Annotated in this window: 24 protein-coding genes, 1 tRNA gene and 1 pseudogene; 21 read left to right on the top strand and 5 right to left on the bottom strand. The window is 50.6% G+C overall.

What is annotated here, in order from left to right:
* Window positions 1–65 precede the first annotated feature (65 nt).
* The 4 genes and pseudogenes from nuoN (at window position 66) to UNDKW_RS15055 (ending at window position 2,591) form a co-directional block, all read left to right on the top strand.
* The gene (gene nuoN, locus UNDKW_RS15070; RefSeq protein WP_232062983.1) at window positions 66–1,541 is read left to right on the top strand and encodes an NADH-quinone oxidoreductase subunit NuoN; all 1,476 of its coding nucleotides are present in this window, start codon (window positions 66–68) and stop codon (window positions 1,539–1,541) included.
* A gap of 11 nt (window positions 1,542–1,552) precedes the next feature.
* Window positions 1,553–1,642 (top strand): annotated as a pseudogene (locus tag UNDKW_RS30850) (DUF2818 family protein); the annotation flags it as partial.
* Between the two features lie 138 nt (window positions 1,643–1,780).
* The gene (locus tag UNDKW_RS15060; RefSeq protein WP_162061949.1) at window positions 1,781–2,032 is read left to right on the top strand and encodes a DUF2818 family protein; all 252 of its coding nucleotides are present in this window, start codon (window positions 1,781–1,783) and stop codon (window positions 2,030–2,032) included.
* The gene (locus UNDKW_RS15055; protein WP_162059345.1) at window positions 2,025–2,591 is read left to right on the top strand and encodes an NUDIX domain-containing protein; all 567 of its coding nucleotides are present in this window, start codon (window positions 2,025–2,027) and stop codon (window positions 2,589–2,591) included. The genes UNDKW_RS15060 and UNDKW_RS15055 overlap by 8 nt, the downstream gene beginning before the upstream one ends.
* Before the next feature lie 214 nt (window positions 2,592–2,805).
* On the opposite strand, the gene UNDKW_RS15050 is transcribed toward UNDKW_RS15055, so the two are convergent.
* Window positions 2,806–4,428, bottom strand: a complete 1,623-nt coding sequence (locus UNDKW_RS15050; RefSeq protein WP_162061948.1) for an electron transfer flavoprotein-ubiquinone oxidoreductase — start codon at window positions 4,426–4,428, stop codon at window positions 2,806–2,808.
* A 344-nt stretch (window positions 4,429–4,772) separates the two neighbouring features.
* Here UNDKW_RS15050 and UNDKW_RS15045 point away from each other — a divergent pair, with 344 nt between their 5' ends.
* Together UNDKW_RS15045 and UNDKW_RS15040 are read left to right on the top strand one after the other, a co-directional pair.
* On the top strand, window positions 4,773–5,549 hold the full coding sequence (locus UNDKW_RS15045; protein WP_162041802.1) for an SDR family oxidoreductase: 777 nt from the start codon (window positions 4,773–4,775) through the stop codon (window positions 5,547–5,549).
* Window positions 5,546–6,007, top strand: a complete 462-nt coding sequence (locus UNDKW_RS15040) for a thioesterase family protein (protein WP_162059344.1) — start codon at window positions 5,546–5,548, stop codon at window positions 6,005–6,007. Before UNDKW_RS15045 ends, UNDKW_RS15040 begins: the two co-directional genes overlap by 4 nt.
* An 83-nt stretch (window positions 6,008–6,090) precedes the next feature.
* On the opposite strand, the gene UNDKW_RS15035 is transcribed toward UNDKW_RS15040, so the two are convergent.
* Window positions 6,091–6,651: a LuxR C-terminal-related transcriptional regulator gene (locus tag UNDKW_RS15035; protein ID WP_162041800.1), complete on the bottom strand. Its 561-nt coding sequence runs from the start codon at window positions 6,649–6,651 to the stop codon at window positions 6,091–6,093.
* A gap of 170 nt (window positions 6,652–6,821) precedes the next feature.
* On the opposite strand from UNDKW_RS15035, the gene UNDKW_RS15030 reads away from it, so the two are divergent.
* Window positions 6,822–7,523, top strand: a complete 702-nt coding sequence (locus UNDKW_RS15030) for a CoA transferase subunit A (protein WP_162059343.1) — start codon at window positions 6,822–6,824, stop codon at window positions 7,521–7,523.
* Window positions 7,524–7,541: 18 nt separating this feature from the next.
* Window positions 7,542–8,183, top strand: coding sequence for a CoA transferase subunit B (locus UNDKW_RS15025; RefSeq protein WP_162059342.1), 642 nt, complete (start codon window positions 7,542–7,544; stop codon window positions 8,181–8,183).
* A 75-nt stretch (window positions 8,184–8,258) separates the two neighbouring features.
* Here UNDKW_RS15025 and UNDKW_RS15020 read toward each other — a convergent pair whose 3' ends face one another.
* Window positions 8,259–8,783, bottom strand: a complete 525-nt coding sequence (locus UNDKW_RS15020; protein WP_162059341.1) for a DUF3617 domain-containing protein — start codon at window positions 8,781–8,783, stop codon at window positions 8,259–8,261.
* A gap of 101 nt (window positions 8,784–8,884) precedes the next feature.
* Entirely contained in the window at window positions 8,885–9,679 is a 795-nt protein-coding gene (locus UNDKW_RS15015) for a 3-hydroxybutyrate dehydrogenase (RefSeq protein ID WP_162059340.1), read from the bottom strand.
* Between the two features lie 174 nt (window positions 9,680–9,853).
* On the opposite strand from UNDKW_RS15015, the gene UNDKW_RS15010 reads away from it, so the two are divergent.
* The 4 genes from UNDKW_RS15010 to UNDKW_RS14995 are packed head-to-tail and all read left to right on the top strand — an operon-like array spanning window position 9,854 to window position 14,253.
* Window positions 9,854–10,723, top strand: a complete 870-nt coding sequence (locus UNDKW_RS15010) for an alpha/beta fold hydrolase (RefSeq protein ID WP_232062981.1) — start codon at window positions 9,854–9,856, stop codon at window positions 10,721–10,723.
* Window positions 10,724–10,744: 21 nt separating this feature from the next.
* A complete protein-coding gene (locus tag UNDKW_RS15005; protein WP_162059339.1) occupies window positions 10,745–11,095 on the top strand; it encodes a RidA family protein in 351 nt (116 codons plus the stop codon).
* Between the two features lie 5 nt (window positions 11,096–11,100).
* The gene (locus UNDKW_RS15000) at window positions 11,101–13,338 is read left to right on the top strand and encodes a bifunctional (p)ppGpp synthetase/guanosine-3',5'-bis(diphosphate) 3'-pyrophosphohydrolase (RefSeq protein WP_162059338.1); all 2,238 of its coding nucleotides are present in this window, start codon (window positions 11,101–11,103) and stop codon (window positions 13,336–13,338) included.
* Between the two features lie 48 nt (window positions 13,339–13,386).
* Complete coding sequence (locus tag UNDKW_RS14995; RefSeq protein WP_162059337.1) at window positions 13,387–14,253, top strand: ADP-ribosylglycohydrolase family protein; 867 nt, start codon at window positions 13,387–13,389, stop codon at window positions 14,251–14,253.
* Between the two features lie 22 nt (window positions 14,254–14,275).
* Here UNDKW_RS14995 and UNDKW_RS14990 read toward each other — a convergent pair whose 3' ends face one another.
* Window positions 14,276–15,202 carry a cation diffusion facilitator family transporter gene (locus UNDKW_RS14990; RefSeq protein WP_162059336.1) on the bottom strand — a complete coding sequence of 309 codons (927 nt, stop codon included), beginning with the start codon at window positions 15,200–15,202 and terminating at the stop codon, window positions 14,276–14,278.
* Between the two features lie 205 nt (window positions 15,203–15,407).
* Here UNDKW_RS14990 and UNDKW_RS14985 point away from each other — a divergent pair.
* The 9 genes from UNDKW_RS14985 to UNDKW_RS14945 all read left to right on the top strand — a co-directional run bounded on the left by UNDKW_RS14985 (window position 15,408) and on the right by UNDKW_RS14945 (window position 23,618).
* A tRNA-Val gene (locus tag UNDKW_RS14985) sits at window positions 15,408–15,484 on the top strand.
* A gap of 226 nt (window positions 15,485–15,710) precedes the next feature.
* Entirely contained in the window at window positions 15,711–17,618 is a 1,908-nt protein-coding gene (thrS, locus tag UNDKW_RS14980; protein WP_162059335.1) for a threonine--tRNA ligase, read from the top strand.
* Between the two features lie 70 nt (window positions 17,619–17,688).
* Window positions 17,689–18,210 (top strand): translation initiation factor IF-3, encoded by a 522-nt coding sequence (infC, locus tag UNDKW_RS14975; protein WP_110253943.1) that lies wholly within the window; start codon window positions 17,689–17,691, stop codon window positions 18,208–18,210.
* A 182-nt stretch (window positions 18,211–18,392) separates the two neighbouring features.
* Window positions 18,393–18,590 (top strand): 50S ribosomal protein L35, encoded by a 198-nt coding sequence (rpmI, locus tag UNDKW_RS14970; RefSeq protein WP_162020098.1) that lies wholly within the window; start codon window positions 18,393–18,395, stop codon window positions 18,588–18,590.
* Window positions 18,591–18,618: 28 nt separating this feature from the next.
* The gene (gene rplT, locus UNDKW_RS14965) at window positions 18,619–18,978 is read left to right on the top strand and encodes a 50S ribosomal protein L20 (protein WP_110253941.1); all 360 of its coding nucleotides are present in this window, start codon (window positions 18,619–18,621) and stop codon (window positions 18,976–18,978) included.
* Between the two features lie 283 nt (window positions 18,979–19,261).
* Window positions 19,262–20,278 carry a phenylalanine--tRNA ligase subunit alpha gene (pheS, locus tag UNDKW_RS14960; protein ID WP_110253940.1) on the top strand — a complete coding sequence of 339 codons (1,017 nt, stop codon included), beginning with the start codon at window positions 19,262–19,264 and terminating at the stop codon, window positions 20,276–20,278.
* A 74-nt stretch (window positions 20,279–20,352) separates the two neighbouring features.
* Complete coding sequence (gene pheT, locus UNDKW_RS14955) at window positions 20,353–22,779, top strand: phenylalanine--tRNA ligase subunit beta (protein WP_162059334.1); 2,427 nt, start codon at window positions 20,353–20,355, stop codon at window positions 22,777–22,779.
* A 42-nt stretch (window positions 22,780–22,821) separates the two neighbouring features.
* The gene (locus UNDKW_RS14950) at window positions 22,822–23,235 is read left to right on the top strand and encodes an integration host factor subunit alpha (protein WP_110253938.1); all 414 of its coding nucleotides are present in this window, start codon (window positions 22,822–22,824) and stop codon (window positions 23,233–23,235) included.
* An 8-nt stretch (window positions 23,236–23,243) separates the two neighbouring features.
* A complete protein-coding gene (locus UNDKW_RS14945) occupies window positions 23,244–23,618 on the top strand; it encodes a MerR family transcriptional regulator (RefSeq protein WP_162041789.1) in 375 nt (124 codons plus the stop codon).
* Window positions 23,619–23,675: the final 57 nt, after the last annotated feature.

Below are 23,675 nucleotides of genomic sequence, written 5' to 3'. Positions count from 1 at the left end.
CAAGCCACGGCAGTCTGCATCAGATAGTCGTGGCAGCAGATCAATGCTAGTAAAAATTGAATAATATGAACCTGATACCACTTTACCCTGAAATCTTTTTGCTGCTGGCGATTTGCGGCATCTTGCTGACTGATATGTTTTTGCCGGACAGCAAACGCAATGTGACTTATGCGCTCAGCATACTGGCATTGACGATCTGTGGTGTCCTGACAGTGGTATTCGCTGATCCGGTGAAGTCGGAATACGTCAGTAATAATATGTTCGTTTCTGATCCCATGGCCGTATTGCTGAAGCTGTTTTCTTATATCGCAGTAGGCGTGACCCTGATTTATTCCCGTCAGTATGTCAGCGACCGTGCGATGACCAATACCCACCTTGGCGGTGAGTACTATGTGCTGGCGCTGTTTGCCTTGCTGGGCCAGATGGTGATGATCTCTGGTAATAATTTCCTGGTGATCTATCTGGGCCTGGAATTGATGTCCCTGTCACTGTATGCCCTGGTGGCCCTGCGTCGTGACCATACCGTTTCTACCGAAGCGGCGATGAAGTATTTCATCCTCGGTGCACTGGCGTCCGGTTTCATGCTATATGGTATTTCCATGTTGTACGGTGCTACCGGCTCTTTGCAGTTGAATGAAGTCGTTAAAGTCACTGCAACAGCTACGGCAAACAAAACTATCCTGGTTTTCGGTATCGTTTTCCTGGTTGCGGGTCTGGCATTCAAACTGGGTGTGGTTCCTTTCCATATGTGGGTACCTGACGTGTATCAGGGTGCGCCAACTGCTGTGACTTTGTTACTGGGTGGTGCACCCAAGCTGGCGGCGTTTGCAATTACCTTCCGCTTGCTGGTCGAGGGCCTGTTCCCACTGGCAGTTGATTGGCAACAGATGCTGGTAGTGCTGGCGGTCTTGTCGATGGCGATAGGTAATCTGACCGCGATTGCGCAAACCAACTTGAAGCGTATGCTGGCTTATTCCACCATTTCGCAAATGGGTTTCATGTTGCTGGGCATGTTGTCTGGCGTGGCAAATGGTAATTCTGACCTGGCAGTCGATGCTTACAGCTCTTCCATGTTCTACAGCATCACCTATGTATTGACGACGCTCGGTACTTTCGGCGTCATCATGTTGCTGGCACGTTCAGGTTTTGAAGCAGAAAACCTGGAAGACCTGAAAGGCCTGAACAAGCGCAATCCATGGTTTGCCCTCGTCATGCTGCTGTTGATGTTCTCGCTGGCAGGTATTCCACCTATGATGGGCTTCTATGCCAAGCTGTCAGTTTTGCAGGCGGTCTTATCGACTGGTAAATTGTGGCTGGCTATCGTTGCCGTACTGTTCTCGCTGATAGGTACTTTCTATTATCTGCGTATCGTCAAACTCATGTATTTTGATGATCCAGTAGATAATAGTCCTATCGTTGCCAGCGCTGACATGCGTATGGTCTTGAGCGTGAATGGTCTGATGGTCGTTGTTCTGGGTATCTTGCCAGGCTCGTTGATGACAGCCTGCGTGAACGCCATCTCCAATACACTTAAATACTGATACGGCCAGCAGTGGGTAATTCTGCATCAAGCTGGTTGATCATCGTGTTGGCAGTTTTAGCTGCCAACCTGCCTTTTTTGAATGAGCGCTGCTTTGCTATCATAGGCTTGCAGCGCTTTGCATTTCTCAAATCTATTTTCTTTTGGAAATCCGCGTCCTCATCTGCAGCCGATTTGATTGTTGCAGAAACTACAGACGACGATGCAAATGCGGCAGCAATTACCACGAATGACGCGCCCATGCGCGCCATGCCTGCACAGCCCGAGCTATCGGCGCAATTAAATATGATTCAGGTCAAGTCCTTGTGGTTACGCCTACTTGAACTTATCATCCTGTATTTCTGTGTCGGTGGAATCGCCTTTGTTCTTGAGTCTGCCGCAGGTAACCGCTTTCCGCAAGGATGGGAATTCTATGCCATCAATGCCTGCCTGTTCCTGGTATTGGCTTTCCCCGGTTTTGTGTACCGTTACCTGAAGCGCGATCATGGTTGAGAAAGTCACGAGCAAACTTGATCTGCAAGAAAACAAGATCAGCAGTGAACTGGTGTATGAAGGCAGTTTTCTGAAGGTTGATAAAGATGTCGTGTCCTTGCCGGATGGGCAGACTGCCACCCGTGAATACGTACGTCACCCTGGTGCTGTGGTTATCATCCCTCTGTTTGACGATGGCCGCATCCTGCTGGAAAAACAGTTCCGCTATCCCTTGCATCAAGTCTTCATAGAATTTCCGGCAGGCAAAATAGATGAGGGTGAAGACCCCTTGCTGTGCGCCCAGCGAGAGTTGCGCGAAGAAACCGGCTATACAGCCAGTGACTGGTCTTTCGTCTGCACCATACACAACGCCATCGCTTACTCCGACGAGCATCTGGATATCTACCTGGCCAAGGGTTTGACAGCAGGGCAGGCCGCCCTTGATGAAGAAGAGTTCCTCGAAGTATTTACCGCAACACTGCCAGAAATGCTGGACTGGATCAAATCCGGCCAGATCACCGACGTGAAAACTGTCATAGGCACATTCTGGCTGGAAAAAATCCTTGCCGGTAAGTGGTGATTGCAAATTGCGATCACGAGAGTCTGGGAAACGAAAATGCCGCTGATCAGCGGCATTTTTAATTAAACATCCATTTCGACAGTAGTATGTTAAGAAGTCCTGAGTAAGCGTAGCGAGCAGGGCTAGTTTGAGTTAAGAAGCGCAGTCGTACATACGTACGACGAGCATCGCTGGCTCAAAATCGCACTGCGCGGTAGCTTAATCAGGACTTCGATTACATGTTTGGATAATTGGGTCCTCCCCCACCTTCAGGCGTTACCCAGACGATATTCTGTGTTGGGTCCTTGATGTCGCAGGTCTTGCAATGCACGCAGTTTTGCGCATTGATTTGCAGGCGGTCAGCGCCTTCTTCGGTTTTCACGAATTCATACACCCCAGCCGGACAGTAGCGTGACTCGGGCCCGGCAAATTTTGCCAGGTTGACTGAGACCGGGATATCGGCATTTTTCAAGGTCAGATGTATGGGCTGGTCTTCCGCATGGTTGGTATTGGAAATAAACACCGAAGACAGGCGGTCAAAAGTCAGCTTGCCATCGGGTTTTGGATAAACGATGGGCGTGAATTCTGAAGCAGGGCGCAGGCATTCATGATCAGCCTTGCTGTGATGCAGCGTCCATGGTGCCTTACCGCGCAAGACCACCTGATCCAGCCACACCAGAGGTGAGCCATAAGTACCGCGCTTGAGCAAGGGTTTAACATTGCGTGCGGTATACAACTCTTCATGCAACCATGATTGCTCGAATGCCGTTGAATACGCACTCAGTTCATCATGCTGGCGGTTGGCTGATACTGCTTCAAATGCAGCAGTGGCAGCCAGCATGCCGGTCTTGATCGCTGCGTGACTACCTTTGATGCGGCTCATATTGAGGAAGCCAGCATCGCAACCTATCAGTGCACCACCTGGGAACACCAGTTTTGGCAAGGATTGCAGGCCACCGGCAGTAATGGCACGCGCACCATAAGAAACGCGCTTGCCGCCTTCAAAGAAGGTCCGGATAGCGGGATGGGTCTTGAAGCGCTGGAATTCTTCGTAAGGAGACAGGTAAGGATTTTCATAAGCAAGGCCAACCACATAGCCAACTGCCACCAGATTGTCTTCCAGGTGATACAGGAAAGAGCCGCTGTACTGATCCATCAGGGGCCAGCCGGTCGTGTGCACGACCAGGCCAGGCTGATGTTGTTTGGGATCGATTTCCCACAATTCCTTGATGCCTATGCCGTATGACTGCGGGTCTTTGCCCTTGTTCAAATCGTATTTGGCAATGACTTGCTTGCCCAGGTGACCACGGGCACCCTCAGCAAACAGCGTGTACTTGGCATGCAGCTCCATGCCAAGCTGGAAAGAAGAGGAGGGCTGGCCGTGGCGATCTACGCCCATATTGCCAGTTGCAACACCTTTGACGGAACCATCTTCGTTATACAAGACTTCTGCCGCAGCAAAGCCTGGGAATACCTCTACGCCCAGCGCTTCGGCCTGCTGACCTAGCCAGCGCGTCACATTGGCCAGCGAGACGATGTAGTTGCCATGATTCTCGAAACAGGCTGGCAGCATCCAGTTAGGTGTGCGGTAAGCCTTGGTTTCTGTCAGGATCAGAACGCGGTCTTCTGTCACTTCAGTGTTCAGGGGGGCACCCATTTCCTTCCAGTTGGGAAAGAGTTCAGTCAAGGCCTTGGGGTCCATGACGGCACCAGACAGGATGTGGGCACCAGGCTCGCCACCTTTTTCGAGCACGCAGACTGAGACCTCAGTGCCTTTTTCTGCGGCCAGTTGCTTGATCTTGATCGCTGCTGACAGGCCAGCGGGTCCGCCGCCGACGACGACGACGTCATATTCCATCGCGTCGCGTGGGCCGTACTGTTCAAGTATGCTTTGTGTCATGGCTATTTTCACTTTCTGAAGATTTTCGAACGAGCGTGCTTATTTGCTGTCAGCATGTTATCTGCTGTGAATGTATTGCGCAAGCGAGGGTGTGCTCGAATTTTTATTGTTGTGGATGTACAAAACACTCGGAATTATCGCAGAGCCAACTTTGGTGTGCATCAAGATCATGTGAAATGGCAGGAAAATTTCTGTAAATATCCTCAACTAATTCAAATCCATACAACACAAGCATAATCAGTATGTCATCATAGCGGGTAGATAGAGTAGTAAGCTTATTCAAATTATTAGTGGAGAATCAGATGGGCATAGAAGTCAATTTCGAAGGCAAGATTGCGTTGGTAACTGGCGCTTCCAGCGGCCTAGGCGCGCGATTTGCCAAAATCCTAGCGCAGGCTGGTGCACAGGTCGTGCTGGCTTCGCGCCGTATAGACAGGCTCAAGGAATTGCGTGCCGAGATCGAATCTGAAGGTGGTGCGGCCCATGTGGTTGCTCTGGACGTCACGGATTACGGCAGCATCAAATCAGCGATTGCCCATGCGGAGACAGAGGCTGGCCCTATCGATATCCTGATCAATAATTCTGGTGTATCGACCACACAACGCCTGGTCGATGTGACGCCGGACGATTATGCCTATGTCATGGATACCAATCAGCGCGGTGCGTTTTTCGTGGCGCAAGAAGCAGCCAAGCGCATGATCGCCCGTCACAAGGGTGATCCAAAAAAACAACATCGCATTATCAATATCGCTTCAGTAGCCGGTCTGCGCGTCTTGCCGCAAATTGGCATTTATTGCATGAGCAAAGCTGCCGTAGTGCACATGACCAAGGCCATGGCAGTGGAGTGGGGCAAGTATGGTATCAATGTGAATGCGATTTGCCCAGGCTATATTTCAACTGAAATCAATTCTGACTATTTCTCTACCGATGCAGGTCAGAAACTGGTCGATATGCTGCCAAGAAAACGTGTTGGTACACCAGAAGATCTCGATGGTTTGTTGCTCTTGCTGGCGGCGGAAGAATCCCGCTTCCTGAATGGTGCCATCGTTACTGCCGATGACGGTATGAGCGTGCAATGATAGAGAACAAGGTCACGGAAAAGAAGCTGGTCTATACCGTCACCATTCCTATCAGGTGGGGCGATATGGATGCCATGGGCCATGTCAACAATACCGTGTATTTCCGTTATATGGAACAGGCGCGTATTGAGTGGCTGAGCATGATGGGTTGCCTGCCGGATGACAAGGGTAATGGTCCGGTGATCGTCAATGCCTATTGCACCTTCAAAAAGCCCTTGAAATATCCGGGGCAGGTGGAAGTGTGCACCTATATCGGCGCAGCAGGCCGCAGCAGTTTTGAGACCATACAGGAAATGCGTTCAGTCGGTGATGGTTACGCCCTGTATGCGGAGGGTGGGGCCAAAGTGGTGTGGGTATCTGCCGAGACAGGTAAATCCGAGGCCTTGCCTGAAGCCATCAAGCAAAAACTCAGTGAAATCAAGGTCGCAAAACGTCCATCCAGGACCGCGAAGATTTGAATTGCCTTGAGCTATGTATGATGTAAATAAGTGATGAAAGGGGCGGGCCAGGCCCGCCTCTGTACTTGAGCTTATTGCAGCGCTCAGCGCATGATGCCCAGCAATTTGTGCACCAGTTCGCTGGATGTGGCTGAATTGAATTTGCGCATGAGTTTAGCCCTGTGCATTTCCACTGTCCTGGGGCTGAGGTCTATCTGGCGGGCAATCAGCTTGCTGGTCTTGCCTTCTACCAGCAGGGCAGCAATTTCGCGCTCTCGTGGTGTCAGTTCGGCGGTGACGGAGCGTTTTGCACTGAGATCCTCAAAAGTCCAGATACCGGCAGCATGAGGGTTGTCCTTGTTCAGGCCACGGCCTGAGACGTGGCACCAGAACAGCTCCTGATTGGCACGTTTCATGATGCGCTCGTCAGAATAATAGCCCTTGGCATTCATGATGGGCGTGATCCTGGCTCCGGTACGTTCAAATTCGTCCGGACTGGGGTAAAGTACCAGAAAAGACTTGCCCAGCAATTCATCTTTTTGATAGCCAAACATTTTAGCCAGATCATCATTGCAAGCCTGGATAATACGGTTTTGCGACACGCACATACCGACAGGTGCGTGTTGAAAAATGGATTCAAAATCGATGGGCTGTGCTGCGTTCATTTCTGCGGTCCACTGACAGGTTACTGGTAAAGGCGTATTTTTACGGTATTGCGCAGTATAACGCAGCATCATATCCTGTAAGACTAATGATTTGTGTGGCTGTTTGCGGTAATTTGCAAGCAGCCATTTGACAAAAGAAATATCGATTTACAACCTGGAGAGGGGACAATATGGACAAAGTTTATCCTGATGCAGCCAGTGCCCTGGCTGGCATTATCAAGGACGGTCAGACTATCGCTGTAGGCGGTTTTGGCCTGTGTGGCATACCTGAGGCTCTGATCGCTGCCTTGCGCGATTCCGGTGTCAAGGAATTGACCGCCATTTCAAATAACGCCGGTGTAGACGGTTTTGGCCTGGGCCAGTTACTGACGACCCGCCAGATCAAGAAAATGATTTCATCCTATGTCGGTGAAAACAAGGAATTCGAACGTCAGTACCTGGCTGGCGAACTCGAACTGGAATTCACCCCACAGGGCACGCTGGCAGAAAAGCTGCGTGCTGGTGGTGCCGGTATCCCGGCCTTTTTTACCAAGACCGGCGTGGGTACAATAGTTGCCGACGGCAAGGAAATTCGTGAATTTGATGGCCAGAAATATGTGATGGAACGCTCACTGGTATCCGACGTCTCTCTGGTCAAAGCCTGGAAGGCTGACAAGGCCGGTAATCTGGTATATCGCAAGACCGCACGCAACTTCAATCCCAATGTGGCGATGGCTGGCAAGATCACCGTAGCCGAGGTTGAGGTACTGGTAGAAACTGGCGAACTGGACCCGGATGAAGTTCACACACCAGGTATTTTCGTACAGCGCATCGTCGTTAATGCCAATCCAGAAAAACGTATAGAACAGCGTACCGTACGCCCATCGAATTAAGATAGCAGGAGACAAGACATGGCATGGAATCGTGATGAAATGGCTGCGCGTGCAGCACAAGAATTGCAAGACGGTTTTTACGTCAACCTGGGCATAGGCTTGCCTACCCTGGTCGCCAATCACGTGCCGCAAGGCATGGAAGTCTGGCTGCAGTCAGAAAATGGCTTGCTCGGCATAGGCCCATTCCCGACTGAAGAGGAGGTTGATCCCGACATGATCAACGCCGGTAAGCAAACAGTAACAACCTTGCCGGGTTCTTCCATATTCAGCTCAGCTGACTCTTTCGCCATGATACGTGGCGGCAAGATCAACCTGGCTATTCTTGGCGCGATGCAGGTCAGCGAACATGGCGACCTGGCCAACTGGATGATACCTGGCAAAATGGTCAAGGGGATGGGCGGTGCAATGGATTTGGTGGCAGGTGTAGGTCGCGTTGTGGTGCTGATGGAGCATGTCGCCAAGGGCGATGCGCACAAAATATTGAAAACCTGTAACCTGCCATTGACGGGCGTGGGAGTGGTCAACCGCATTATCACTGACCTCGGTGTCATTGATGTGACCCCGGCGGGCTTGAAACTGGTTGAATTGGCCAGCGGCGTCAGTAAGGAAGAAATCATCGCCAAGACCGAGGCAACACTGGACGTCAGTGCAGTAGCCTGATATTCAGGGGGACTTAAAAACTAAGGCCGGTGTCATGCACCGGCCTTTTTGTTATTGTTGAGCAATGAAAGAGATTTATTTTTTCGGCGGCATGGTGAAGGGTTTGGTGGTGCCACAATCACCACCCAGCCATTTGCCTGTGGTTTCCATATGATGATCAATCGGCTTCCCGTGTGAGACGCCTTTAAAATCATAGACCGAGTTCACGCTATCAGGAGTCATGCTGCCCTTGACTATACCTGTGCCTTTCATGTCCGGGCTGTCGCATACCATCTCGGCAGTGTAGGTATTGCCAGAACGGTTGAAACTCTTGTTCTGGCAGTGCTGTTCACGGCCACCGGTGGGTGGTTTTTCCTGATCTACCATTTCCTTGGTGAGACAGACCTTACTCACCATCGCACCGTTTTGCATGTCAGGCATTTTAATGCCCATCTGCTTCATTTTTTCCAGCTGCTCAGGTGGAATCTTGGGCATGGCCTTCATGGCATCTGACTTGGTCGTCATTTCCCATAGACCCGGCTTCATCTTGTCAGCCGCAGCGCAGGTGGCGGCATTCAGTAAAATTGCAGAAACCAGGACGATGCGCATTGCAGTTCGCATGGGTGCTCCCTATTCAAATGTGTGATGAAACTATACATCTGAATTCGGGGCACTACCAGTGAAACAAAATACTTTGACGTACCTTAGCTCTGTTTTGTGGCTTATTGGGCTACCCAGCCACCATCCATATTCCAGGCTACGCCACGGATCTGATCGGCTGCTGCGCTGCAGAAAAATACGGCAAGTGCACCGAGTTGTTCTGGCGTCACAAACTCTCCTGAAGGCTGTTTTTCAGCCAGCAGGCGTTTTTTTGCCGTTTCATTATCAACCCCGTCTTTTTCTGCACGCGCATCGACCTGTTTCTGCACCAGGGGCGTCAATACCCATCCCGGGCAGATCGCGTTGCAGGTAATGCCTGTTTGTGCGGTTTCCAGGGCCGTGGTCTTGGTAAAGCCGACCAGGCCATGCTTGGCTGCGACATAGGCAGATTTTTGTGCCGAGGCAACCAGGCCATGGACAGAGGCTAGATTGATGATGCGGCCCCAGTTTTTTTGTTTCATGTACGGCAAGGCCAGGCGGGTGGTATGAAAGCTCGATGTCAGGTTGATGGCGATGATGGCATCCCATTTCTCTACCGGGAAGTCTTCAATATTGGCAACATGCTGTATGCCTGCGTTATTGACCAGGATATCGACACCGCCAAAGTTACTGTCAGCGTAGGTCATCATTGCTTCGATTTCTGTCGCTTTGCTCATGTCGGCGTTGTGATAGGCCGTTTTCACGCCGAATTCGTTTTCTACGGCAGTTTGCAAAGTCTGTATTTCCTGTCTGTCGCCAAAGCCATTGAAAATGATATTGGCGCCTTCGGCAGCCAGTGAGCGGGCTATGCCCAGACCTATGCCTGATGTGGATCCTGTTACCAATGCGGTTTTACCGGTGAGGAAAGATGCTGCCATGCTGTCTCCTGAGATGTCGTTTTTTGCAAGGGAAGTTTGGTTTTAATGCCAGTCAGCGCATGTTGTTTTGTTAAAAAAACATGTATGCCAACAGTTAACAATGATTTTAAGCGCAACGAACGGTAAAATGTCGGTCATAAGCGCTAGTAAAAATACTGTTCACGAGGAAAATCCATGCAGGCAAGACGCAAATCAGTGCAATGTATCTCGCCTACCGGCTTGCACGCCATGTCATACAAAGAGTGGGGTGACCCGCTTAATCCCAAGGTTCTGGTCTGTGTCCACGGTGTGACGCGGGTGGCTGAGGACTTTGATTCCTTGGCCGTGGCATTATGCAATGAGTATCGTGTGGTATGCCCTGACGTGGTCGGGCGTGGCTATTCAGGCCGTTTGCGCAATCCCATGCATTATCAGATTCCGCAATATGTCAGCGACATGGTCAGCTTGCTGGCCAGACTGGACGCACAGACCGTGCACTGGTTTGGTACATCCATGGGTGGCCTGATAGGCATGAGTCTTGCGAGCCTGCCTGACAATCCCATCAAAAAGTTGATTCTGAATGATGTTGGCCCCGTGCTTAATCCTGATGCACTTGCCAGAATAGGCGACTACATAGGCCAGGATGTGCGCTTTGACAGTTTTGAGGAAGCGCAAGCCTATATCAAGGCGATCTCGATCTCCTTCGGCCCGCACAGTGAGGCTCAGTGGGGAAAACTGGCGCGCGATGTCCTGCGTCAAAACGAGCAGGGGCAATGGGTGCGACACTATGATTTAGGTCTTGCGCAGCCTATCAAGGCCAGCACGCCAGAATTGGCAGCAATTGCGCAGACCATGTTGTGGGCAGCGTATGATGCAATAAGTTGCCCGACCTTGCTGGTACGTGGCGCAGAGTCAGATTTGCTGACGGCTGAATCAGCGCAGGCGATGACTCAACGTGGCCCACGCGCCCGGCTGGTGGAGTTTGCCGGCGTGGGACATGCACCGACGTTTGTGCAGCCTGATCAAATAGCGGTAGCTGTTGATTTTTTATTGAACCAGGAATAAGTTTAAAAATAGAGTCAAAAAATGAGTATCCAAAGATTTCACGTAGGTCCGCGTTTGTCCGAAACCGCCATTTTTAACAAAGTCGTCTATCTGGCCGGGCAAATCCCTGATGATGCCAGCCAGGATATAGCAGGACAAACAGCGCAAGTACTGACCCATATCGACCGTTTGCTGGCCGAAGCAGGCAGCGACAAATCGCGCATACTCAGTTGCCAGATATTTTTGTCTGACATCAGCATGATCGGTGGTATGAACCAGGTATGGGACGCCTGGGTTGCCCTGGGTAATACACCACCGCGTGCCACGGTAGAAGCTAAACTGGCCAATCCTGCCTGGCTCATTGAAGTTGTCGTCACTGCAGCACAGATATAAATCATATGGTATCAATCTCGACCACAGCAACTGAAGCAGCTTTGCTGGAAGGCTTGTCTGAAGCCGACGCAGAGCGCGTCATCGCGGCGCTGGAATACGTCACCCCTCTGTATGCCAACAAATGTGTCGTCACAGAGCAAAATGCCCTGCAATTTGTGAACGGCGTGGTGGCGACGCTGGCCATGTTGCGTACCGATGTTGATACCCGTATTGCGGCCATCCTGTTTGAATTGCCAGAACTGAACCCGATTGCGGCAGAGCAGATAGAAATCCGCTTTGGCAAGGAAATCGCCGATCTAGTTACCGGTATACGCCGTCTGATGAAGTTGCGCGAAGCCGCTTTGACGCAGCATGATGTAGGCCGTGGTAAAGATGCTGCTGAAAAAGCCGCCAGCCAGATGGAAACCCTGCGCAAGATGGTGCTGGCCATGGCCACCGACATGCGCGTAGTGCTGGTGCGCCTGGCATCAAGGGTAACCACCTTGCGTTACTTTGCTGAGTGCAAGCGCGAAGATGGCGCGGCCCAGCAATATGCCAGTGAAACCATGGACTTGTACGCGCCGCTGGCAAACCGCCTCGGTGTCTGGCAACTCAAATGGGAGCTGGAAGACCTGTCTTTCCGTTTTCTCGAGCCGCAACAATACAAGCGCATTGCCAAGATGCTGGAGGAAAAGCGCCTGGAACGTGAGAGCTTTGTCGTCAATGCGATAGAAAGACTGAACAAGGAATTGCAGATAGCTGGCATCAAGGCCGAAGTATCAGGACGGCCCAAGCATATCTACAGTATCTGGAAAAAAATGAAGGGCAAGTCAGTCAACTTTGATGAGTTGTACGACGTGCGCGCTTTTCGCGTTATCGTTGATGATATCAAGGATTGCTATACTGTCTTAGGCTTGGTTCACAATGCCTGGACACCGATACCCAAAGAGTTCGACGACTATATTTCCCGCCCCAAACCGAATGGCTATAAATCATTGCATACGGTCGTGGTGGTAGAAGACGGCAGGCCGCTGGAAGTGCAGATACGTACGCGTGAAATGCACCAGTTTGCAGAGTATGGCGTAGCGGCGCACTGGCGCTATAAAGAGTCGGGTGGCTCAAATTTTTCAGCTCAGGAATACGACGAAAAAATCGCCTGGCTCAGGCAATTGCTGGCCTGGAAAACTGACGTCACCGATGTCGTCGTCGAGCAAGAAGAATTGCAACGCGAATGGGTAGAAAAACTCAAGGCCGCCAGCCTGGATGACAGAATTTATGTGCTGACCCCGCAGGCCCGCGTCATAGAATTGCCCTGCAATTCCACGCCCGTGGATTTTGCCTATCACCTGCATACCGATGTTGGTCATCGCTGCCGTGGCGCGCGGGTTGATAATGTCATGGTGCCGCTGAATACGCCCCTGCAAAATGGTCAGACAGTGGAGATCATTACTCTCAAAGTCGGTTCTTCCCAGGCTGGCCCGTCGCGTGACTGGCTCTCGCCGGATTATTCTGCGAGTACCCGCACACGTACCAAAATCCGCGCCTGGTTCAATGCCATCGATCAGGAAGAAACCCTGTCGAATGGCCGCGCCCTAGTTGAAAAAACTTTGCAGCGCGAAGGCAAGACTGCAGTCAACCTTGAAGAACTGGCACGCAAGCTGGGTTTTGCTGATGTGAATGATCTCTTCCTGTCCGTTGGTAAAGATGAATTCAGTCTCAGGCAAATTGAAACAGTCTTGCGTGAGAATGTGGCGGAAGTTGAGCCGGATGAACTCAGCTTCACCAATAAAAGCCGTGCATCCAGCGTCACGCAAGGCGCCAAATCCGGCGTGCTGGTGGTCGGTACTGAAGGCTTGATGACACAACTGGCGCGTTGCTGCAAACCGGCACCGCCAGATGATATCGTCGGTTTTGTTACCCGTGGCAAGGGCGTATCCATACACCGCCTGACTTGCAAGAATTTTGCCGAGATGCGTAATAAGGCACCCGAGCGCGTCATACAGACGACCTGGGGCGATCATGGCAAGGACACAGTTTATCCCGTCGATATCTTTGTGCTGGCGCAAGACCGCCAGGGATTGCTGCGTGATATTTCCGAGGTATTTTCCCGTGAAAAAATCAATGTGATAGGCGTCAATACCCAAAGCGCAAAATCACAAGCGCGCATGTCATTTACTGTGGAAATAGGTGGTACTACACAGCTCCAAAAGGCACTGCATGTGTTGCATGAAGTCAGTGGTGTGCTGGAAGTGCGCAGGAATTGAATTTCAAACATATGAGCTTGCAAGTATTGAAGCGAGTGGAGAAGTAATTTGTTACTGGAGATAGCGATAGGCGATGCCTATGGTGCTGGTTTTGAGTTTTGCGGGCGCGAGAAAATCATGCGCAGTAATACACTTGAAAGTTACGTGCCACATGAACTGGGGATACAAGCAGGTTGCTATACTGATGATACGCAGATGAGTATCGCGGTTGCCGAAGTCTTGCTGGCGAATAGCGATTATTCAAGTGACGCATTTGCCGATGCCTATGTCAGATGTTATAAACGCGACCAGCGACAGGGGTATGCCAAAGGCTTGCAGGGTTTACTGGATTTGTGCGTGAATGGCGCTGATCTCAGACAGCGAATTTCACCAGAAAGCCGTCGCAATGGTGCTGCAATGCGTTCGGTTCCATTGGGTTTGATCGCAGATAATAATGTGTTGGCGCAAGCTGCACGCGAGCAGGCCATGGTGACTCACAACACGGCTGAAGGTACTTTGTCTTCGCATGTTGTTGCACTCATGTCGCATGCACTTTTATATGACAAGGCAAAATTGGTCGAGTTGCCTGATTTTATATTGGAAATCACAGGCTTCATATTGCGAGGCGATTGGGCTGCTGAAGTTGAATGCGATGCCTTGCAAACTTTGCATGCGGTCAATACAGCCTTGCAGGCTAATCGCTGCATGTCAACACTCTTGCTCGATTGCGTTAATTTTGGTGGCGATGTCGACAGTGTTGCGGCGATCGCTATGGGGCTTGCTTCATTGACGCCAGAATATGTTGTTGATATTCCAGCATCGCTGGTAAATGGCCTTGAGGCCGGTAAATTTGGTAGCAGTTATTTGCGTAAGCTTGATGTCGCCCTTGCTGGGCGCTATCCAGTGTTAAGTGCGCATCTTGTGCGACAGTCATAACTATAAAGGCTGCGAAGCCGTATCATTCTTCCTCTTCGCTTACCTCTGCCTGCAAAGTTATATGATCAATCTTGTGCTTACTGAGCAGCATGGCCTTGACACTTTCCAGTATGCGTGGCCAGGCGCTGAGGTCTTCGATTTCGAGATGGCCGATCAGGGCAGGGTAGCCGGGTGACATTTCCCAGACATGCAAGTCATGCACTGACAATATGCCATTAATGTCTTCGAGGTCGGCACCGATTTGCACATAGTCTATGTGATGTGGCACACCTTCCATCAGGAAGTGATAAGACTCCTTTAGCACCGAGAATGTAGATTTCAAAATCAGCAGGGATACGAAAATCGACAGCAGCGGATCGATTTGCATCCAGCCCGTTTTGTAGATCACCGCACCGGAGATGATGGCTGCGACAGAGCCCAGCAAGTCGCCCATGACATGTACCAGCGCAGCTTTGGTGTTCACGCTGTCCTTGTCATGCGAAAGTACCCAGGCAACTACGATATTGATTGCCAGGCCTATGCCAGCTACCAGCATGACAGTGCCGCCTTGCACCGCTTCTGGGGCAGAGAAACGTTGTATCGCTTCTTTGCATATCCAGACGATGACGCCCAGCATCACCAGACCATTGACAAAGGCGGCGAGTGCTTCGGCGCGGCCAAATCCAAAAGAATTTTTTGCCGTGGGAGGGCGCTTGGCGATGATTTGCGCGAGCAGGGCCAGGCCCAGGGCGGCAGCGTCAGTCACCATATGCCCGGCATCAGAGATTAATGCCAGGGAGTTGGAGATGAAGCCAAACGCGACTTCGACGCCAGCAAAACTCAGGGTCAGGCCCAGAGCCCAGGCGAGAATTTTCTGGCTGCGGTTTTCAAAATAATGTCTGTGCTCGGCATCGCCGCGCCTGTGGTCATGCAAATGTTCGCTGCTCTGATGATGAGAGGGGGAGGTCATGTAGAGTATGGTGCTGTGTTAAATATGGCATTAGTGTAGCCTAAGGCTGGGTCATATATATACATGGAAATTTTATGGATGCTGTTTTTTCAGTTGATAGAGCTAAATAGGCAGTCTTGATATTCAGGTTTATACAGGGCGTGGAAATATTTTGCCCGAGGGGGCTAGCAATTTTCCTAAAGGCTCTGCTATACTCTTGTTTCTTAGGCGCGTAGCTCAGCTGGTTAGAGCACTACCTTGACATGGTAGGGGTCGTTGGTTCGAGTCCAATCGTGCCTACCAACGGATTTAAAATTATTAAAACATTATAGTTAAGAGCGAGAAAGGCATCCCTGGTTATGACACCGCGAACTACCACTAAACTGGTTTGGGAGCGACTCTAGTCGAGGATACTTTTCGTTTGAAACAAACTGAAAAAGCACGGCTAGCCGTGCTTTTTTTTCGTCTGCGTTTTTAGACTCATCTTTTATCTCAATTCTTTTTGTATTTTTCCGCTTTGGAGAGTGACATGGTTTCAGTAAAACTTCCTGATGGTTCGCAACGACAATTCGATGCGCCGGTAACGGTGGCGCAAGTTGCTGCCAGCATCGGTGCTGGCCTGGCAAAAGCTGCTCTGGCTGGTCGCGTTAATGGCAAGCTGGTCGATACCTCGCATCTGATTGATGCTGATGCGGATCTGGCTATCGTCACGGACAAGGATGCTGATGGCCTGGAAGTGATACGTCACTCGACTGCTCACTTGCTGGCTTATGCGGTCAAGGAGTTGTATCCAGATGCGCAAGTCACTATTGGGCCGGTCATCGAAAATGGTTTTTACTATGACTTTTCCTACAAGCGCCCATTTACTCCAGACGATCTGGTGGCGATAGAAAAGAAAATGGCTGAACTGGCAAAAAAAGACGAGCCAGTAATACGCAAGGTCTTGCCACGTGATGAGGCTGTTGCTTACTTCAAGTCCATAGGCGAAGCCTATAAGGCCGAGATCATAGAGTCAATTCCTGCTGATCAGGATGTGTCGCTATATACAGAAGGCAATTTCACTGACTTGTGCCGTGGCCCGCACGTACCATCGACTGGCAAGCTGAAGGTATTCAAGCTCATGAAACTGGCTGGTGCCTACTGGCGTGGCGACTCCAAAAACGAGATGCTGCAACGTGTCTATGGTACTGCTTTCGCCAAGAAAGAAGATCAGGAAGCTTATCTGCATATGCTGGAAGAGGCGGAGAAGCGCGATCATCGCAAACTCGGCAAGGCGCTGGACTTGTTTCACTTTCAGGATGAGGCGCCTGGCCTGGTGTTCTGGCATGCCAAGGGCTGGACTATCTGGCAGCAGGTAGAGCAATACATGCGCAAGGTCTATCAGGACTGTGGCTATCAAGAAGTCAAAGGCCCGCAGATTCTGGATAAAAGCCTGTGGGGCAAGACTGGTCACTGGGAAAACTATAAAGACAATATGTTTGTCACTGAATCCGAGAACCGTGAATATGCCCTGAAGCCTATGAACTGCCCGGGCCATGTACAGATTTTCAATTCTGGCATAAAGAGTTATCGCGACCTGCCGCTGCGTTTCGGTGAGTTTGGTCAATGCCACCGTAATGAGCCGTCTGGTGCACTGCATGGCATCATGCGCGTGCGTGGCTTTACTCAGGATGATGGTCATATTTTCTGTACAGAAGAGCAAATTCAGGATGAAGTCATGGCTTTCCATCCACAGGCGATGAAAGTGTATGAAGACTTCGGCTTTGACAAGATTTTCATCAAGCTCGCCTTGCGCCCTGAAAACCGCATCGGCAGCGATGAAATCTGGGATAAGGCAGAAGCTACTCTGCGTACCGCCTTGAGTTCTTGTGGTGTTGAGTGGGAAGAATTGCCGGGTGAGGGGGCTTTCTATGGTCCTAAAATTGAATACCACCTGAAAGACAGCCTGGGTCGCCCATGGCAGGTTGGTACCATGCAGGTCGATTTCTTTATGCCAGGTCGTCTGGGTGCAGAATATGTCGCAGATGACAACAGCCGCAAAGTGCCTATCATGTTGCACCGCGCGATTGTCGGTTCTATGGAGCGTTTCATCGGTATCTTGATAGAAAATCATGCTGCTGCCTTGCCTTTGTGGCTGGCGCCAGTGCAGGTTTCTGTCCTGAACATCTCGGAATCGCAGGCTGAGTATTCACAATCTGTTGCAGAAATCCTGAAGAAACAAGGGTTTAGAGTGAAAACTGATTTGCGTAATGAGAAAATTACCTTTAAAATACGCGAGCATTCCATTCAAAAACTGCCATATATCCTCGTTATAGGCGACAAAGAGAGGGATGCCAATACAGTGGCTGTGCGTACGCGTGGCAATCTGGATCTGGGGGTAATGCCTCTGGACGCCTTTATAGCTCGTTTGAAAAACGAAGTTGAAACCAAGGTTTAACAGATTAGCAGCGACCCTGTTTTAAACAGGGCTGCATAGCTTTTTATTATTATTTTCGAAGGAAACTGCAATAGCTACTGACAAGTCACATCGCATCAACGGTGAAATTACAGCGCCTGAAGTGCGCTTATCCGGCGTTGAGAACGAGCCTCTGGGCATCGTAAAACTGGGTGAAGCCTTCCGCTTGGCGGAAGAAGCCAATGTTGATTTGGTGGAAATAGCGCCGACGGCGCAGCCGCCAGTTTGCCGTTTGATGGATTACGGCAAGTTCAAATACCAGGAGCAAAAGAAAGCTCACGAAGCCAAGCTGAAGCAAAAAGTCATTCTGGTCAAGGAAGTCAAATTCCGTCCGGGTACAGATGATGGCGATTACAATATCAAATTGCGTAATCTGACCAAGTTCCTGGATGATGGCGACAAGACCAAGATCACACTGCGTTTCCGTGGTCGTGAAATGGCGCATCAGGAAATCGGCATGCGTATGTTGGAGCGTTTGAAGGCTGATCTGGAACCGTATGGCCAGGTCGAGCAGTTTCCAAAGATGGAAGGTCGTCAGATGATCATGATACTGGCGCCTAAGAAAAAGAAATAAAGAGAAATAAGTTTTTGCTTGTTTCTGGTTAGAGTTTGTGAGGCACGCATCAGCGCGCATTACGACAGACCCGCCTTAACAGCGGGTCACAATAAGTGAGAAGTAGGCATCCAAGAGTAGCGATTGTTGCTGCCACCTACCATCATATAAAAGTGGAGCTGTCTTAAAAGACAGATAGTACTATGCCAAAAATGAAGACGAAAAGCAGCGCCAAGAAGCGCTTCCGCGTCCGTCCAGGTGGTACCGTTAAACGCGGTCAAGCTTTCAAACGTCACATCCTGACCAAGAAAACTACCAAGAACAAACGTCAATTGCGCGGTGCTGTAGGTGTTCATGACACCAACATGGTCTCCGTCATGCGCATGATGCCAACAGCTTAACCTCATACTCATTATTTAAGGAGTTATTATGCCTAGAGTAAAACGTGGGGTTACAGCTCGTGCCCGTCATAAAAAAGTTCTTAACCTTGCTAAAGGTTACCGTGGTCGTCGCAGTAAGGTATTCCGTATTGCCAAGCAAGCAGTTATGCGCGCTGGTCAATATGCATACCGTGATCGCCGCAACAAGAAACGTGTATTCCGCGCTTTGTGGATCACACGTATCAATGCAGCGGCTCGTCAGCATGGCCTGACTTACAGCGTGTTTATGAACGGCCTGAAAAAAGCCGCGATTGAACTCGACCGTAAAGTACTGGCTGATATGGCTGTGACTGACAAACCAGCATTCGCTGCGATTGTTAATCAAGTCAAAGCTAACCTGGCTGCCTAATCATATTAGAACCTGCTTACGATCTGTAGCGAGCGAGCGTCAGCGGGGTGAAGAGCAGCACAAAAAGCGGAATGTACTTTAGTACATGAGCATTTTGAGCAGCACATGAGCCCCGATCACGTACGCGCAGTAAGATCGTAATTAGGTTCTAGTGATCGCAATCAGTGAGTCGTAGTGACTGGCACAAGCCAGTTGCAAATATCAAGCGGGGCAGAGGTTGAATCCTATGCCCCGTTTTGTTTTCAGATCATTATTTCAGCTTCACAGTAAGCGGGAACAAGGCATGAACCCTTTAGATCAAATCGTCAGCCAGGCACGTGCTGATTTTCTGGCAGCAAATGATGCTGCAGCATTAGAGAACGCGAAAGCGCTTTACCTTGGTAAGAGTGGTCAGATTACAGAACAGATGAAGAGTCTGGGTAAATTGCCACCAGAGGAAAAAAAAGTACAGGGCGCAGTGATCAATGCCGCCAAAGTACAGATAGAAGAAGCCCTGACTGAAAGACGCGATGCCCTGGCGAATGCACAAATGCAGGCGCGCCTGAATGCAGAAGCGATCGATGTCAGCCTGCCTGGCCGTGGCCGTGGCGTTGGTGGTATCCACCCTGTCATGCGTACCTGGCAGCGTGTTGAAGAAATCTTCCGTTCCATCGGTTTTGACGTGGCAGACGGCCCCGAAATCGAAACGGACTGGACCAATTTTACCGCACTGAACAGCCCTGAAAACCATCCTGCACGCTCGATGCAGGACACCTTTTATGTCGATGGCAAAGATAGCCAGGGCAAACAATTATTGCTGCGTACTCATACCAGCCCCATGCAGGTGCGTTATGCACGCATGAACAAACCACCTATCAAAGTCATCGCGCCTGGCCGTACTTATCGCGTCGATAGTGATGCCACGCACTCCCCGATGTTCCATCAGGTTGAGGGCTTGTGGATTGCTGAAGACATCAGCTTTGCTGACCTCAAAGGCGTGTACCTGAATTTCGTCAAAGCCTTCTTTGAAACTGACGATTTGCAGGTGCGTTTCCGCCCATCGTATTTCCCATTCACGGAACCTTCAGCCGAGATCGACATCGCCTTTGGTAGTGGCCCGTTGAAAGGCCGCTGGCTGGAAGTGTCCGGCTCTGGCCAGGTACACCCTAGCGTGGTACGTAACATGGGTCTGGACCCGGAAAAATACATAGGCTTTGCCTTTGGCTCCGGTCTCGAGCGGCTGACCATGCTGCGCTATGGCGTCAATGATTTGCGCCTGTTCTACGAAGGCGATTTGCGCTTCCTGAAGCAGTTCAACTAAAAGAATTACACAGCGCATCCCTGAATTTTTGAGTGGCGCATCGCGCCCTGCATCCAACATTAGACGGCTGAATTATGCAATTTTCTGAAAACTGGCTACGTACCATGGTCGATCCGAAGATGACTTCGGATGAGTTGTCCCATCTGCTCACCATGTCGGGATTGGAAGTCGAAGAGGTGGAGCCGGTTGCTCCCCCATTTAATAATGTCGTCGTCGCGGAAATCCGCGAAATCGCCAAGCATCCCGATGCTGACAAGCTCAATGTCTGTCAGGTTGACGTAGGTACTGGCAGTCTCTTGAATATCGTTTGCGGCGCACCGAATGTGCGCGTAGGCATGAAAGTGCCATGCGCCATGGTTGGTGCCATCCTGCCACCTGGTGCAGACGGTAAACCGTTTGAAATCAAGATAGGTAAGCTGCGTGGCGTTGAGTCCTACGGCATGCTGTGCTCCGCCCGCGAATTGAAATTGTCGGAAGACCACGGCGGCCTGATGGACTTGCCGTCCGATGCACCAGTCGGTCAGAACTTCCGCGATTACTATCAACTTAATGACCTGAAATTCACCATCAAGCTGACACCCAACAAGGCGGACTGCCTGTCGGTACTCGGCGTGGCGCGTGAGGTATCTGCCCTGACTGGCACAGCCATGCACTTGCCGGAAGCAGTCGTGCTGCCAGTCACTTTGCAAGAAGTTTTGCCTGTTAAAGTCAGCGCACCTGACCTGTGCGGCCGTTTTGCTGGTCGTGTTATCCGTGGCGTCAATGCCCGTGCCGCGACGCCGGAATGGATGAAGCAAAGACTGGAGCGCAGTGGTCAGCGTCCTATCTCTGCACTGGTGGATATTTCCAACTATGTCATGTTGGAACTGGGCCGTCCGTCCCATGTGTTTGATCTGGACAAGATCCACGGTGGCCTGGAAGTGCGCTGGGGTAAAGCTGGTGAATCGCTGAAGCTCTTGAATGGCAATACGGTTGAGGTGGATGACTGGGTTGGCGTTATTTCAGATGATAAAGAAATTGAATCCCTGGCCGGTATCATGGGTGGTGACTCGACATCCGTGACTCTGGATACGCAAAACATTTATCTGGAAGCCGCTTTCTGGTGGCCACAGGCGATACAGGGCCGTGCCCGTCGTTTTAATTTCTCCACTGATGCAGCGCACCGCTTTGAGCGCGGCGTCGATTTTGCCTCTATCGTTGAACACATAGAGCGCATCAGCGCCCTGATCGTTGAGATTTGTGGTGGTGCCGAACAAGTCAAGCTGGGTCCGGTGGATGACCAGATCGTCAACCTGCCACAACGTCTGCCAGTCAAGCTGCGTACTGCACGTGCAGTGAAAGTCATCGGTGTGGCGCTGGATGATGCCAGGATTGCGGATATTTTCACCCGCCTGGGTTTGCAATTCACCCAGCAGCCAGGTGAGTTCCTGGTGACGCCGCCATCTTATCGCTTCGATATAGAAATCGAAGAAGATCTGATCGAAGAAGTGGCGCGTGTATATGGCTTTGAAAATATTCCTGCATTGCCGCCAGTAGCTGCCAATGCCATGCTGATCGCACCAGAAAACCAGCGTTCGCTGTTTGCCGTGCGTCGTCTCGTGGCTGACCAGGATTATCAGGAAGTGGTGAATTACAGCTTCGTTGAAGAAGCATGGGAAAAAGATTTTGCTGGCAATGATGCGCCAGTTAAATTGCTTAATCCTATCGCCAGCCAGATGAGTGTCATGCGTACCAGCATGATAGGCAGCCTGGTAGCGAATGCCCGTTATAACCTTAACCGTAAACTGAATCGCGTCCGTATTTTTGAAATCGGCGCAGTGTATTTGCAAGATGCTGGCGTGCAGGATGGTCCGCTGGAAGTGGCTGGCTATCACCAGCCTAAACGCCTGGCTGCATTGGCCTATGGCCCGGTAGCAGAAGAGCAGTGGGGCCAGGATACCCGCAATGTTGATTTCTTTGATATCAAGGCTGATCTGGAGGCCTTGTTTGCACCTGGTTCTTTGCGCTTCGTCAAGAATGAGCATGTCGCCCTGCATCCGGGCCGCAGTGCAAGCATAGAATTTGAAGGTAAAGTCATCGGCTTTATCGGTGAGTTGCATCCACGCCTGCAGCAAAAATATGACCTGCCTTTGGCACCCGTGGTATTTGAAGTTGATGTGACAGCCTTGCAACAAGTGCAAGTGCCCTCATATCAGGAAATATCCAAGTTTCAGGCAGTCACCCGCGATCTGGCGCTAGTTGTCAAACAGACAGTTGTAGTGCAAAATCTGCTGGATGTTTTCAAGCAGGAAGCGCAGCAGAACGAAGCATGTAAAATCGTGCAAGGCTTTGTTTTGTTTGATGAATATCGTGGAAAAGGTCTGGAAGCAGATGAGAAAAGTCTTGCTTTCCGCTTTAGCTTGCAAGATACTCAAAGTACGCTGCAAGACGATAAAGTGGAGGCTGCAATGCAAGCCCTGGTGCAAGCTGCGAGTCAGCAATTTGCTGCCAAACTGCGTTGATCTTGTCTGTAATTGTTAGTATTAATTGAGAAGAGTTTCGAAATGAATGATGTAATTTCCGCCGAGTTCCAGTCGGTGCTGGATGCTGATTTGAATCGCGCAATGCAGGAAGCCCGGGCGCGGTCACAGGCGGAAAAGGAATTGCCTACCTTGACCAAGGCAGAATTGGCCGAGCTCCTGTTTGAACATGTAGGTTTGAACAAGCGCGAAGCCAAGGACATGGTAGAAACTTTTTTTGATGAAATCCGTGATGCACTGGAAAGGGGCGAGGCCGTCAAGTTGTCCGGCTTTGGCAATTTCCAGTTGCGTGACAAGCCGCAACGTCCTGGTCGCAATCCTAAAACCGGTGAAGAAATCCCTATTACTGCACGTCGTGTCGTCACTTTCCATGCCAGCCAGAAACTCAAAGGCATGGTCGATGATGTCGGTAATCAACCTCTTGCCCATGCTGCCTGATATTTTCCATGACTGAAATCAAGATTGAGTCTTTTGTACTGCCGCCTATCCCGGCCAAGCGGTATTTTACGATAGGCGAAGTTGGTGAATTGTGTGGCGTCAAACCGCATGTCCTGCGCTATTGGGAGCAGGAATTTACGCAACTGAAGCCAGTCAAGCGTCGCGGCAACCGTCGTTATTATCAGCATCATGAAGTGTTGCTGATACGCCGTATCCGCGAATTATTATATGAGCAGGGCTTTACTATCAATGGCGCGAGAAATAAACTCAACGTCAATGGCGGTCATGCGGAGTCGGCATCCAATGAGCCAGTTGAAGAACCGGTGAATTTGCATCAGATCAGGGATGAATTGCAATCCATCCTGGGTTTGCTGAAGGTCTGAGACGGTCGGCAGCGACATAAACCTGCAAAACAAACTGTCATTCACAAAAAAAGCCAC

The sequence above is a fragment of the Undibacterium sp. KW1 genome (assembly GCF_009937955.1).
Taxonomy (GTDB): Bacteria; Pseudomonadota; Gammaproteobacteria; order Burkholderiales; family Burkholderiaceae_D; genus Undibacterium.
Note: the sequence above shows the minus strand (reverse complement) of the source record. Positions and strands in the feature narration are given on the sequence as shown.

Excerpts from the sequence above, each read along its gene's own strand:
- UNDKW_RS15020 (WP_162059341.1), bottom strand. The coding sequence starts at position 8,783 with ATGCGAACTGCAATGCGCATCGTCCTGGTTTCTGCAATTTTACTGAAT.
- UNDKW_RS15050 (WP_162061948.1), bottom strand. The coding sequence starts at position 4,428 with ATGGAATATGACGTCGTCGTCGTCGGCGGCGGACCCGCTGGCCTGTCA.
- UNDKW_RS14945 (WP_162041789.1), top strand. The coding sequence starts at position 23,244 with ATGACTGAAATCAAGATTGAGTCTTTTGTACTGCCGCCTATCCCGGCC.
- UNDKW_RS14990 (WP_162059336.1), bottom strand. The coding sequence starts at position 15,202 with ATGACCTCCCCCTCTCATCATCAGAGCAGCGAACATTTGCATGACCAC.
- UNDKW_RS14950 (WP_110253938.1), top strand. The coding sequence starts at position 22,822 with ATGAATGATGTAATTTCCGCCGAGTTCCAGTCGGTGCTGGATGCTGAT.
- UNDKW_RS15015 (WP_162059340.1), bottom strand. The coding sequence starts at position 9,679 with ATGGCAGCATCTTTCCTCACCGGTAAAACCGCATTGGTAACAGGATCC.
- thrS (WP_162059335.1), top strand. The coding sequence starts at position 15,711 with ATGGTTTCAGTAAAACTTCCTGATGGTTCGCAACGACAATTCGATGCG.
- UNDKW_RS15025 (WP_162059342.1), top strand. The coding sequence starts at position 7,542 with ATGGCATGGAATCGTGATGAAATGGCTGCGCGTGCAGCACAAGAATTG.
- UNDKW_RS15035 (WP_162041800.1), bottom strand. The coding sequence starts at position 6,651 with ATGAACGCAGCACAGCCCATCGATTTTGAATCCATTTTTCAACACGCA.
- pheS (WP_110253940.1), top strand. The coding sequence starts at position 19,262 with ATGAACCCTTTAGATCAAATCGTCAGCCAGGCACGTGCTGATTTTCTG.
- pheT (WP_162059334.1), top strand. The coding sequence starts at position 20,353 with ATGCAATTTTCTGAAAACTGGCTACGTACCATGGTCGATCCGAAGATG.
- nuoN (WP_232062983.1), top strand. The coding sequence starts at position 66 with ATGAACCTGATACCACTTTACCCTGAAATCTTTTTGCTGCTGGCGATT.
- UNDKW_RS15060 (WP_162061949.1), top strand. The coding sequence starts at position 1,781 with ATGCGCGCCATGCCTGCACAGCCCGAGCTATCGGCGCAATTAAATATG.
- UNDKW_RS15040 (WP_162059344.1), top strand. The coding sequence starts at position 5,546 with ATGATAGAGAACAAGGTCACGGAAAAGAAGCTGGTCTATACCGTCACC.
- rplT (WP_110253941.1), top strand. The coding sequence starts at position 18,619 with ATGCCTAGAGTAAAACGTGGGGTTACAGCTCGTGCCCGTCATAAAAAA.
- UNDKW_RS15030 (WP_162059343.1), top strand. The coding sequence starts at position 6,822 with ATGGACAAAGTTTATCCTGATGCAGCCAGTGCCCTGGCTGGCATTATC.
- UNDKW_RS15055 (WP_162059345.1), top strand. The coding sequence starts at position 2,025 with ATGGTTGAGAAAGTCACGAGCAAACTTGATCTGCAAGAAAACAAGATC.
- rpmI (WP_162020098.1), top strand. The coding sequence starts at position 18,393 with ATGCCAAAAATGAAGACGAAAAGCAGCGCCAAGAAGCGCTTCCGCGTC.
- UNDKW_RS15010 (WP_232062981.1), top strand. The coding sequence starts at position 9,854 with ATGCAGGCAAGACGCAAATCAGTGCAATGTATCTCGCCTACCGGCTTG.
- UNDKW_RS15000 (WP_162059338.1), top strand. The coding sequence starts at position 11,101 with ATGGTATCAATCTCGACCACAGCAACTGAAGCAGCTTTGCTGGAAGGC.
- UNDKW_RS15045 (WP_162041802.1), top strand. The coding sequence starts at position 4,773 with ATGGGCATAGAAGTCAATTTCGAAGGCAAGATTGCGTTGGTAACTGGC.
- UNDKW_RS15005 (WP_162059339.1), top strand. The coding sequence starts at position 10,745 with ATGAGTATCCAAAGATTTCACGTAGGTCCGCGTTTGTCCGAAACCGCC.